This is a genomic window from Pseudoalteromonas rubra (assembly GCF_000967655.1).
GTDB classification, from domain to species: Bacteria; Pseudomonadota; Gammaproteobacteria; order Enterobacterales; family Alteromonadaceae; genus Pseudoalteromonas; species Pseudoalteromonas rubra_A.
Window position 1 is genome coordinate 26,987 of sequence record NZ_JXYA01000028.1, and the last position, 11,372, is coordinate 38,358.

Genomic DNA, 11,372 nt, shown 5'->3' on the forward strand with positions numbered 1-11,372 from the left:
ATACCTGAGCTCTGTCGGGACAACAAGGCATGCACATCAAGATTTAATTTAACCTATATTTAATACAATTGTAACGCAACAGCATTCTAATGCCCGCTGCTCTGATAGAGCGTAAATACTAACTCAGGAATAACACTACAATGAAAATACAATTATTACTCTGTGCGCTGACACTCGCCTCCACCGGGGCTCAGGCCTTTAGTCAGGAAACACACAAACGTATCGTTATCGATGCCGTCAACTACATGGCACAAAACCCGTCGACAACTCAATATGCCAAGCTTCAGGCTTATGCCCTGTCACACGGCATGAGCGTCACTCAGCTTGCCGAGGTCATGGGGCAAGCCGCCTATGACGTTGATGACTTCGAAGATACTTTCTTCTGTGGCGCCATTACCGGTGACTGTGTCCAGGCACCTTTGTGGGGTGCAGCCGAAAGCATTGTAAAATATACCAGCTATTGGCACTTCCAAAACCACACCCAGGGTGCTGACGCCCATGGTAACGATTTTGGTGGTTATAATTATGACAAACTGACTGTCTGGGGCACCATAGACAACATGGCGGCGACCTGGTTAAAAGGCGACTATCTGGATGACGGTAAAGGCGGTGAAACAGGTTGGTTCAGTGCCGACGACAGTGAATATGACAGCTATGGCATTACTGAAAAAAACTACCGCATAGACAGCCATTCTACTTACCGCATGTATGACGACTTCGAGGAGATGCCATTCCAGCCCATCGACAACCTAGGCCAGTACTGGTACCAGAGCTATCTGCAAAACGGTAATCCACAGATCCTGGGATTCGTCTTTCACACCACAGATCTGCTACAACCGCACCACACCTGGACGACCTCAGATCTTAACCATGCCGGCTGGGAGTCCTGGGTAAAGGACTATTATGATCAGGAAAATCTCAACAACCTGAGCTTAGTGAAACAAGCCATGGCCAGCTTCAGTGCCCCTGATGCTGCAAACAAGGACATACGTCCACTGCTTACCCAGGGCGGTGCATATTCCTATTCGCAGGGCGGGATCGTACTAAACTCAGAAGATCACTATGATCGTGTCACGACGGCTCGTCAGGTTATTCCTCATGCGATAGCCATGGTTGTGCACATGCTGAACCATGCGATGGTAGCGCGTTAAATGTATTATCTGGTATTACTCCTGGCAGGCTGTTTAAGCCTGCCATGTTGGGCATCCCTGACTCAACTAACCAAGCCTGAGCTGGCTCTGATGCAGTCTTTATATCAACAACAAGACCGAGCATTATCCGCTACTGAACTCAACAAACACTTACTTGAGAATCAGTTTTTGCTGGCAACAGCACGCCAGCTTAATCCAGAGTTACTCAAACGACAGTCGAGCGTCGGATTTAACAACGACTATCATATTCGCCGTATGATGCTGACATTGCTTATACATCAATTCCCGGCACTTAAATCCGTGCCTAAAGCACAGCTAAAGGCGCCCTTTGACGCAGCGGCGTTATCAGGTCTTTTGGGTTCATATCCGGCCGACGGCAATTACCAGCCAGAGCAGATCGCACACTGGGAGCAGATTAACCTGCTGGATACACCCAAGGTCACCTTGGCACAGCTACTGACCAGCCAGTCGATGCAAAATCGTTTTCGCCTTCACCAGGGCGATATTGGGTTACTCACGCACCAGCTAATCGAGTGGCACTATTATGCCGACCTGACCGCGGCGGCAGCACCACTTTTGGCTCAGCAGGGCCTGACACTGGCACGCCTGAGCGCACTTGCAGCAGGAGAACTGATACGCCCGCCCATGCTGGCTTATCTGGGGATCAAAGCACAACTTCATGGTGAACGCAGCCCCTACCTGGAAGCACTCAGAGCAAACATTCCTGGCAGCGAAATCCAGCGTTATTACCAACGCCACCGCGATGACTTCCGGTATCAGTCGCAGCTGTCAGCCCTGGCAGTCACCTTCGATACCATGGAAGCGGCAAAGCAATTCCAAACACAGCTTCGAAAAAAAGGCCCATTATCTGCGTTAACAGCAACCAAGCTTCGCAATGAGTTTGCCACGGATGAACAAGCTGCTTTGCGCCCCATTACCCGCGAGCATGCTCAGCGCTGGCTTGCCCAGCTGGCGTTTAGTAGCAAACCCGGTAAAGCCACTTCGCCGGTACGCACGCCTCAGGGACGCTGGGCTGTTGTGTATGCAGAGCAGCCTCAATATGCCTACTACCCGCAGGACAGTGAAACCGTGCGTTATCGGGCGCTGGAATCGCTCACTACGCAGTACGCCGTGGCAGCTTACCAAAAGCGCTTTAAACACTGGCAACAGCAGCATGGAGTAAAGCTGTGATGGGTCGCATACAGGCACTCTTGCTTGCCCTCGTCCTGGGAGGACTGGGCTATGGATTGTGGACCTTATACTCTCTTTCGCCATTGCGAGTGACCCCGGAACAGGCGCAACAAGAGCTCCTGCAAACACAGCCCGTCGGGTCTGTCACAGCGACTTCGGGTATGGCATTGTCCGCCGGCAGTGCCACACCCGTCAAAACCGTCACAGCTCCTGTCAATTTACAGCCTGTTGCGCAGTCGCAAGAAGTCAGCGATGACGCGCCCTACATTCCGCCCATTTCAGCCGCTACGCCTGCGCCAGCTTATCAGGGCGACTTGTCTGATCATCAAGCCTACCTGGCACATCAATCCGCCCGCTCTACTCAGATGAAGCAGGCCTATATTGCCGCGGTAGACAAAAAGGTTGAGCGGCTGGAAGCGTTACTTGAAAAGGGCATTAGGCATAACTTGCCGCCACAGCAACTGCAAGAAGCAAGGGACAAAATACAGGGGCTCAGAGCCATGCAGACGCAATTGCACCGCGAGCTGGCGCAATAATCGCTGTAATGAAGTGCACTCAGACGACAAAGTAATCGCATAAAATCGCGCGGTAGATCTCCTCAATGGCGTGGAGATCGGCCACCGACACGTGTTCATTCACCTGATGAATGGAGTCGTTCTTTACGCCACATTCAATCACCTGTGTCTCACTGGAGGCAAAAAAGCGGCCATCCGATGTTCCTCCGGCGGTGCTCAGTGCCGGAAACTGTCCTCGCACACGTAAAATAGCCTGCTCTACCAGATTAAGAAAACATGCCGATCCGCGCCCGCCCGTATAATAGGATTCGCAGGGACGTTCCCACTGCACAGTGACATTATCGTGCCACGGCGCTAAAGCCTGTGCCACTATCTGATAGATTTCCTGACTTTTATAGGCATGGCTGTAGCGCACATTAAAGGTAATTTCACAGCTTGCCGGTACCAGGTTGTCAACGATGTCAGGTACCGTCAGGCCGGTTACCTGCAAACTGGTTTGCGAGCCCAGCACATCTTTCCACCAGCTGATATTGGCCAGCTCATTCACCAGCTCACCGGCAATATGCGCTGCATTAATGGTTTGCTCAGGATAAGCAACGTGCCCTGCTTTCCCGCTGATCTGTATTCGCCCAGAAATCGCGCCACGACGACCATTTTTAATGGTGTCACCTACTTGCTGATGTGAAGTGGGTTCACCAACCAGGCAGGCATCAAGCACAATCGCCTGTTGCGCCAGATATTCGGCCATGATTTTTGAGCCATACTCAGCTTCCCCCTCTTCATCTGAGGTAATGAGCCAAAATAAGGTGCCCTGGCACTGCTGCGCCCGCTCACACAAGTACTCGGTTGCACTCAACATCGCAGCAACGCCTCCTTTCATATCGGCAGCGCCTCGCCCGTAAATCACGTCATCTATCACGGCAGCGGCAAAAGGGTGCGCAACCCAGCCCTGTGGATTCGCAGGAACGACATCAACATGGCCTGCAAAGGCCATCACTGGTCCAGGGCCAAACTCACGCCAGGCAACCAGATTACGTACCCCATTGCAATCGAGGTGGGTGTATTCAAAGCCCAGTGTCGCCAGACGTTCCGCCAGATAGTCAATGGTACCCGCATCATCCGGTGTAACAGAGGGCGCGTTGATTAAGCGTCGCAGCGTTTTTACCGTATTGCTATTGGTATTGTGTTTGACCGAAGGTTTTATTGCGTGGGAAGGCATAACATACAGTTCCTGTGTTCTGATATAAAAGCAACAACAGGCATAGCTGCATTAAGGCGCAGCCTGATCATTCCATGTCCTGAGGTTGCTCAGTTGCTCTCGATTACAGCGCCTGAGCATGACCAGTTCATGTCGACTGCAAGGCAATTTTGTGACAAATATGTATTGCACAGGACTCAATAAAGCCGAGCAGAGCGTAATATATTGGTCAATTTCGATAACAGGTTGTCAATTGCCCTGCGTATGCTAGAACTAAGTATGTAAAGGTTAGTATTGTTAGCCTAACCTGGAGTTCCTACAGATCACGACTCCGTTCTATTTACTGCAAGATAAGGAACTAGTAATGCAGGAAGTCAGTTTTTTGGTCGTCGACGACTGCCAGCTGGTTAGAAATCTGGTACGTACAACCTTAGTCAACCGCCTTGGTGCCGAAAACGTCTACACCGCAGAAGATGGCAAAGAAGCCCTGGAGTTGCTGGATGCCCGACATATCGACATCATCATTGCCGACTGGCAAATGCCCAACCTGGATGGTGAAGAGCTGCTTAAACGGGTGAGAAAATCAAAAAAGCACAGCAAAACACCTTTTATTATGATGAGTTCACTGGGCGACAGAGAGCATGTGGTGTGTGCCATTCAAAACGGGGTCTCACAATATATGATGAAACCCTTTACCGCCGACAAGCTTGAGGAAACAGTTCATAAGTCCTGGAACACCATCAGTCGTCGCGGCGCGGTACGCTTATCCGGATTGCCTGAGCACAGCGTGCGGATCCGCACCGGCAGTCGAACCCTATCCGGCCAGGTTAAAAACATCAGCCAATCCGGTATGTTGCTGCAATCCCCCTACAGCCGCGAAATGCACTTGTTTAATACCTATGAGCTGGAGCTGGATGTATTCGAACTCAACGACGGCAATTTATTGATCTCACCTTTATATGCCGTGCCTGTGCGTATTGTGGCAGTCGAAGGCTTTGTTGACACCAAAATGTGCCAACTGGCCCTGCGCTTTAACCGCGACATGCTCAATGACGCCACCAAACGACACCTTGATGAACTGTTAAAGCAGCTTGGCGGGTGTGAAACTGAGCTTATTCAGGATAACTAGCTGCCTGAGTCGGTAAATCTGGCTGAAAAACTTAATCTAAATCAAATTTTCAATTTTTTCTGAAATTTCGCAATTTGAATATTGATCTAGAACAGCTTTTGAAAAAATGCATCGGCCTATGATAGCTGCAACAAAAAGATTTGCCTTGTACAGGTTCAGGAGATGAAAATGAAAAAATTTACTGCCGCTATCCTATCTACGCTTATGCTAACTGCTCCACTAGCTCAGGCTCAACTCAGCGTGAATGTAGGTGCGATTAATGTTAATCCTAGTGACACAGCATCAGCGTTGAATGAAATCAAAACAGCAGGCCTGGTCGCTGACTCAGACACACAACTGGGTATTACCTTTGACTACCAGTACAACGACAACATTGTATTTGAATTAATTGCAGCCACCCCGTTTTCTCATACGGTTGAGGGCGAAGGTTATATTCCGGGTAGTCCAAACACACAACTGGGCGGCGTAGAAATTGCCTCTGTAAAGCACTTGCCGCCTACATTGCTGGCTCAGTACCACTTTTTTGGCGCCAATGATAAGTTCCGTCCGTTCATCGGCGCAGGTTTGAACTACACCGTATTCTTTGATGAAGAGGCCAGTGCTGCACTTAAGGGTGTTTTGGGTACAGATGACGTAAAGGTGGAGCTGGATAGCTCTTTCGGTGTCGCACTTCAGGTCGGCTTCAACTACGACCTGAACGACAAATGGGGCCTGCATGCCATGGTTTCTAAAATGGACATCAACACGGATGCAACCGTTTACGCAGACGGCAAGCAAGCGCTAACTTCAGACGTTGAGTTAGACCCGATTGTTGCCATGTTCGGTGTTAAATACAAGTTCTAACGATTTAAGGTGCCCACACTGTGTGGGCACACTACAGAGTTACTTTCTCAATCCCCAGGGGCCATCACACAGGCCCTTTATGCAACCTTCGCGTTGCGTGCTTTTTTCTGTTCCAACATGGCTTTCCAGTGCACAATTTCTTCTGGCAAAATAGGCGCTTCACCTTTGAACCCGGCAACTTCCAGCATTTCTTCCACACTGATCACACCCTGACGGCTTCTGAATACGCCACGTACATAGGCGATAGCGTGCAAACCTCGCTCTGAGTGAAACTTCTGCTCAATATAAAAGTATTTGTGATCCCAGCCAACTAACCGGGTCGATACCGTAAACTCCTGAAGTGGCTTGATATCGCGAATATAAGTAATGGCAGTGGCATTCACAATGGGAAACCAGCGACGTTTCATAATCGCACTAAATAGCCCCACCCGCTCAGTCATCCAGGTGCGCGCCAGGTCCATCATGGCAAGGTAACGCGAGTTGGTCAGGTGCAAATTAATATCACAATCACTCGGCAGCGCTCTGAAATTAATATCAATCACATCCAGTAAAGGTTGCGTGGCTTTATTCTGACGGACCCGCCAGAATAACCACAACAATCGGAAATACAAATTCATAACATTGGTCCAACCAGTTAGCATAAAATCCGAGTTTAGCACAGCCGGGTTTCACAACAAGCAGGAATTAAACCACACTGCACACGCGTAACTTGCGAAAAGTGCGTTTGTGCATTAACTTTTAGGCAAGACTTAAAAGAGTGTAACTTGATGAAATATATAACCAAGCTCGTGTATTTATTGACCTTATTCAGTACCGGGCATGCCTGGGCTGACTTTGATTTGCCCGGCAAAGGTCAACTGGTTTATCCCACCGGCATAGAAAGAGACTTTAACTTTGGCTTCGGCTGGCAAAGTGACACGCAAAAATTTCGTATTGGTGAGCGCAGCTATGACATGGCACAGCTCCCGGAGTCCTATTCCATTGCCATTACGCTTAGTAAAGATGACTCTAAGGTCTGGGTTCAGGAGTTTAATCCCGGCTTTATCGAAGGGTTCAGCTGGCAGCTTGGTGAACATAAGCTTGAGCTGTTTAAGAAGCAATTTATGAGTCCCGTGAAAGGAGACTATGTGCTGCGCCTGGATGATATTGATTATTTTCTGGTCCGCAATAACCTCAGCGTGACCATCAAGTTTACTGACCAAGGCATTGAGAACATTAAGCTGGATGGCGTAACCAAAAATATGGGCACCAAGCAATAACAGCCCCAGTGACAAAAAGGGGCGTGACGCCCCTTTGATTATACTTTTACGGTTTTGCGATTAATGCCATATTCTCTGAGCTTATTAGCCACCGCGGTGTGGCTCAACCCTAACCTTTTAGCCAGTTGGCGTGAGCTCGGGTAGGCCGGATAGAGTTTACGCAGTAGTGTTGCTTCAAACCGCTTAACCGCCTGCTCCAGCGTGCCCTCAAAATCCGACTCCAGATAACCCAGGTCATGGGTGAAGGTAGGCAACTGCAAGTGTTCAATACGCAGCTCGTTGTCGTCTAACATAGACACCGCACGATAAATGGCATTTTCCAGCTGTCTGACATTACCCGGCCAGGGGTATTGCTCCAGAAATTGCAGGCATTCTTCATCCAGCGCCGGTGTCGAATGACCACTTTGCTGTGCATATTTTGAAATGAAATGTTCGGCCAGAGACTTGATATCGGCCTTACGGTCACGTAATGGGGCTATCTCCAGTGTCAGTACGTTGATGCGATAGTAGAGATCTTCACGGAAACTGCCTTCCTGCACCATTGCTGGTAAATCTTTTTGCGTTGCAGCAATGATACGTACGTTAACCTTCACTTCATTCTCATCGCCCACTTTACGGAAAGTGCCATCTTGCAAGAAGCGCAGTAACTTGGTTTGTAACTGCGTAGACATCTCGCCAACTTCATCAAGGAACACTGTGCCACCATCGGCCTGCTCCAGCACACCCCGTTTGGGTGCACTGTTTTCCTCATAACCGGCATAACCAAATAGTTCGGATTCCGCGACATCATCCGGGAGTGAAGCACATGACAGAGCAATAAAAGGTTTCAATGAGCGATTGGAAGCATAATGACAGGCGCGGGCCAGTAGTTCTTTACCTGTACCCGTTTCACCGGTAATTAGAATAGGCGCTTCCAGTTGGGCCATTTTGCGCGCCTCACGAACCACTCTGCGCATGGCGGTACTCTGGCTGTGAATTGCCGCAAAGCTCTCCTGCCCGTAGCGACGAAACGCACTGACCTGCTGACCGAGTCGGCTTTGCGATTTTATGTTGATCACCGCACCGGCCAGCACATCGCCCTCAGGGCCTTGCGGTACAGAAATAGGTAAAATATCGGCAATAAAGTCTTCACCACCCACTTCAACCCGGGTTGTCTGACCCAGTACATCTTTGCCTTCCAGCCAGCGAGTAAAGTTAAACCCTTTCAGCAGGTTGTTAATGTTCGCCCCGATGATCTCCGGCTCAGGCTGGTTCAGGTCACGACACGCCGCATCGTTACAGTGGCGCACCCAGCCCTTTGCATCAATCGAAATAACACCATCGGGGAGCGCACTGAGCAAAGTGTTCAGTTCGTTGTGCTCACGCTCAGAAGGCAAAAAAGCCGTCGTTCTGACATCCTCAACCCCATCAATCAACCTGATCTCAGGCATAATCTTCTGAAACTGTTCAAACTCAATGGGGGGGAAACTCACATACATTCTGCAATTGACGGAATCAACTTCTATTCCTTTTAGGTCAACCCGGTATTTCACCAGGATATTCAAAATTTCCTGCGCAATACCGATCCGATCGGCACAGTGAATTTCTAAACGCATTTGTTCCTCAAAACGGTTTTCTACCTTTTGCCGGGATCATACTCTAAGAATAGACCTCAGACTAGCAAAACGTAAACATTTTTGGACAGAGATTTTGACCAAAACAACTATAATAAAAATAACCGCTTACTCTTATAAAGTAGTAGGTAAAAATACGGACCTTTGATGACTGTAATAATCGCAGTTAACGATTGCAGAAAGGTTAACAATCAATTTATAATACAAAAGACCTAGTTATTAAGCCGTACAGGTTAAGGGGCCACCTTGAATATTTACAAGTTACTTCCATTTGTTCCTGTTTTTTCTTTTTTGAGCGCGTGTTCTGTGGAAGACCCTTATGAGAGTGGCCCGACGCAAGCACAACAGCAAGAGCAGCAACAGCAACAAGAGCAAGCACAACAAGACCAACAACGTGGCTTAAACCTGCAATTGCAAGGGTCGGGCGATGCAGCCCTGTCAGACGTCAGCGTAGAAGCGTTGGGCAGCCAGTATCGCACAGATGAACAAGGCCAGCTGACCCTGACAGATCTCAATACAGGTATGCTGACCTTAACCCTGACCAAGCCCGGCTATCAACGCGCGGTGATCACGGTTAACAGCCGTGATTATCAGGATAACCCGTTGGCAGTTCAGTTAAAGCCCCTCACTGCCACCAGCAGCGAGCTGATGTTTGGCGGAGATACCATGTTTGGTCGGCGTTACATGGACCCGTCTTTAACCACCATGGCTAACCTGTTACCAGATGTCGAAGAAGCCATGATCAGGCCCGGCAACGCGGCCAGCAGTGCCATTGCGCTGACACAGTTCGTCAAACCTATAATGACGAGTGCCGACTTTGCCTCGGTCAACCTGGAGTCTCCGGTCCTTGCAGTCCCCACCACAGTGCACCCAAGCAAAGAATTCGCCTTTTTCTCACTGCCAGACACTTTGCAGGGATTAACCGAGATTGGTATCGACTATGTCGCACTTGGCAATAACCACGTGTTTGACTATCAGCAACAGGGGCTGGAAGACACCCTAAAATATGTCGAGCAAGCGGGTTTCAGCCACAGTGGTGCTGGTAATAACACCGCTGAAGCGTATGCGCCCCGATTGGTTGAAGTGGGTAACACCACGCTGGGACTGGTATCGGCCACGTCCATTACCGGCGACGACCACCTTGTCACTTATATTGCCACTGCTGACAAAGGCGGTGCTGCTGATCTGACCGACAGCAGCGCACTCAGAGCCGCTGTTGAGCAAGCCAGAGATAACAGTGATTATGCCATCGTTCAGCTGCACGGTGGTGATGAGTATTCTTATGCCCCGACGCGTTATATCGACAATCGCTTTGACTTTGTCAGCCGCCGGGAGCCCGATCTGATGATAGCCCACCACCCGCACGTTGCTCAGGGCTTTGCACTTTACAATGGGGTACCCGCCTTGCTCGGACTGGGTAACTTTGTGTTTGAACAGAATCGTCATGAGACCTTGCTAGGCGTAGCCGTATCAGTCACCATCGACCCGTCACAAACACCAAAAACACAAGCTGCAAGAGCCTACCCTGTGTACCTCGAAGACTACCAACCTAAACTGGTTGGTGGGTTTTTAAGTGACTATTTGATCCGCCGATTGGCCGAGTTTTCAGGTCCTGAAGTCGCGATTGTCCCGGGACCTGGATTTGGCGATGTGTATTTTCACCAAGCCCCTGTCCCCCAGGAAATTGATACCGTTACTCTGACTTTGTCCTCTGGCGAGCACATTATTGATTTGCGCGAGTACGCGCCCAGTCATGCCTTCTTAAGTAAGATCAGTAGCACAGGCACGCCTGATATGACCCTTGGTCGGGATTTAATGTGGTTTGGTGATTTTGAAGACTGGGACAACGATACCGAGACCAATGAAGTAACCCGCTGGGAACATGAAAGCGACGACATCACCCCCTGCCTGACTGGTGCCATGCGCGGATTACAGGGCATGTGCCTGTCACGTACTCAGTTTAATAATCGCCCGCTGCGCATGCCCTTTAAACAAACGCTGCGGACTATGCCCATCACACCCGCTGAGTCTACACTTCAGGCTTACTCCGAGTTGAGCCTGTTTGGCTATGCCAAAGGAGATAACGCAGGTGACGTGAGCGCTGAGCTGACCATAGTCACCGCGGAAGATAACCTGGAGTTTTCCAGTGAAGAAGTCAGCCTGATTAACCCTGGCAGCTACGACTGGAAAACCTTCCGACACGATATTAGCCTGCCTGACGACAGCCAGACCCTGGGACCGGAACAGCTGCCAGCACGCGCCGTTAAACTGGCATTCAAGCAGGCACCACCTGAGAATGGCGAAGCAACCCTCATGTTAGACCAGCTTGCATTGATCTCCTGGCAAAAACCTCTTAATTTAAACAATGGGTTATGGCAAGCAGAACGCATGCATGGGATGGACTTTATCGCCGTACAGACCAGTAACTCGGTGACACTGACACTACATTTTTCTGCTTATAACTAGACGTAAC

10 protein-coding genes are annotated in these 11,372 nt (G+C 49.7%); 7 read left to right on the forward strand and 3 right to left on the reverse strand.

Annotated features, from left to right (window positions below; translation table 11 throughout):
- Window positions 1–140: 140 nt before the first annotated feature.
- From TW77_RS13410 to TW77_RS13420, 3 genes are read left to right on the forward strand one after another with little or no spacing between them, the layout of a single operon-like run.
- Window positions 141–1,151 (forward strand): phospholipase, encoded by a 1,011-nt coding sequence (locus tag TW77_RS13410; RefSeq protein ID WP_046005494.1) that lies wholly within the window; start codon window positions 141–143, stop codon window positions 1,149–1,151.
- On the forward strand, window positions 1,152–2,342 hold the full coding sequence (locus tag TW77_RS13415) for a peptidyl-prolyl cis-trans isomerase (RefSeq protein WP_046005495.1): 1,191 nt from the start codon (window positions 1,152–1,154) through the stop codon (window positions 2,340–2,342). It abuts the gene before it with no gap.
- Window positions 2,339–2,878, forward strand: coding sequence for a hypothetical protein (locus TW77_RS13420; RefSeq protein ID WP_156158669.1), 540 nt, complete (start codon window positions 2,339–2,341; stop codon window positions 2,876–2,878). The genes TW77_RS13415 and TW77_RS13420 overlap by 4 nt, the downstream gene beginning before the upstream one ends.
- Before the next feature lie 19 nt (window positions 2,879–2,897).
- Here TW77_RS13420 and dapE read toward each other — a convergent pair whose 3' ends face one another.
- Entirely contained in the window at window positions 2,898–4,076 is a 1,179-nt protein-coding gene (gene dapE / locus TW77_RS13425; RefSeq protein WP_046005496.1) for a succinyl-diaminopimelate desuccinylase, read from the reverse strand.
- 343 nt (window positions 4,077–4,419) lie between these two features.
- Between dapE and TW77_RS13430 the strand changes: the two genes are divergently transcribed.
- Together TW77_RS13430 and TW77_RS13435 are read left to right on the forward strand one after the other, a co-directional pair.
- The gene (locus TW77_RS13430) at window positions 4,420–5,184 is read left to right on the forward strand and encodes a response regulator (protein ID WP_046005497.1); all 765 of its coding nucleotides are present in this window, start codon (window positions 4,420–4,422) and stop codon (window positions 5,182–5,184) included.
- Window positions 5,185–5,352: 168 nt separating this feature from the next.
- Complete coding sequence (locus tag TW77_RS13435) at window positions 5,353–6,027, forward strand: OmpW/AlkL family protein (RefSeq protein WP_046005498.1); 675 nt, start codon at window positions 5,353–5,355, stop codon at window positions 6,025–6,027.
- Window positions 6,028–6,104: 77 nt separating this feature from the next.
- Here the strand turns inward: TW77_RS13435 and TW77_RS13440 are convergent, their stop codons facing one another.
- Window positions 6,105–6,644 carry a thioesterase family protein gene (locus TW77_RS13440; protein WP_046005499.1) on the reverse strand — a complete coding sequence of 180 codons (540 nt, stop codon included), beginning with the start codon at window positions 6,642–6,644 and terminating at the stop codon, window positions 6,105–6,107.
- 150 nt (window positions 6,645–6,794) lie between these two features.
- Here TW77_RS13440 and TW77_RS13445 point away from each other — a divergent pair, with 150 nt between their 5' ends.
- Window positions 6,795–7,286 carry a hypothetical protein gene (locus tag TW77_RS13445; RefSeq protein ID WP_046005500.1) on the forward strand — a complete coding sequence of 164 codons (492 nt, stop codon included), beginning with the start codon at window positions 6,795–6,797 and terminating at the stop codon, window positions 7,284–7,286.
- Between the two features lie 38 nt (window positions 7,287–7,324).
- Here the strand turns inward: TW77_RS13445 and tyrR are convergent, their stop codons facing one another.
- Window positions 7,325–8,881 (reverse strand): transcriptional regulator TyrR, encoded by a 1,557-nt coding sequence (gene tyrR, locus TW77_RS13450; protein WP_046005501.1) that lies wholly within the window; start codon window positions 8,879–8,881, stop codon window positions 7,325–7,327.
- A gap of 324 nt (window positions 8,882–9,205) precedes the next feature.
- Here tyrR and TW77_RS13455 point away from each other — a divergent pair, with 324 nt between their 5' ends.
- Window positions 9,206–11,365, forward strand: coding sequence for a CapA family protein (locus TW77_RS13455; RefSeq protein ID WP_240479491.1), 2,160 nt, complete (start codon window positions 9,206–9,208; stop codon window positions 11,363–11,365).
- Window positions 11,366–11,372 lie beyond the last annotated feature (7 nt).

Bases quoted from the DNA above. Each gene is read 5' to 3' on its own strand.
- dapE (WP_046005496.1), bottom strand. From the start codon at position 4,076: ATGCCTTCCCACGCAATAAAACCTTCGGTCAAACACAATACCAATAGC.
- TW77_RS13415 (WP_046005495.1), top strand. From the start codon at position 1,152: ATGTATTATCTGGTATTACTCCTGGCAGGCTGTTTAAGCCTGCCATGT.
- tyrR (WP_046005501.1), bottom strand. From the start codon at position 8,881: ATGCGTTTAGAAATTCACTGTGCCGATCGGATCGGTATTGCGCAGGAA.
- TW77_RS13445 (WP_046005500.1), top strand. From the start codon at position 6,795: ATGAAATATATAACCAAGCTCGTGTATTTATTGACCTTATTCAGTACC.
- TW77_RS13430 (WP_046005497.1), top strand. From the start codon at position 4,420: ATGCAGGAAGTCAGTTTTTTGGTCGTCGACGACTGCCAGCTGGTTAGA.
- TW77_RS13410 (WP_046005494.1), top strand. From the start codon at position 141: ATGAAAATACAATTATTACTCTGTGCGCTGACACTCGCCTCCACCGGG.
- TW77_RS13435 (WP_046005498.1), top strand. From the start codon at position 5,353: ATGAAAAAATTTACTGCCGCTATCCTATCTACGCTTATGCTAACTGCT.
- TW77_RS13440 (WP_046005499.1), bottom strand. From the start codon at position 6,644: ATGAATTTGTATTTCCGATTGTTGTGGTTATTCTGGCGGGTCCGTCAG.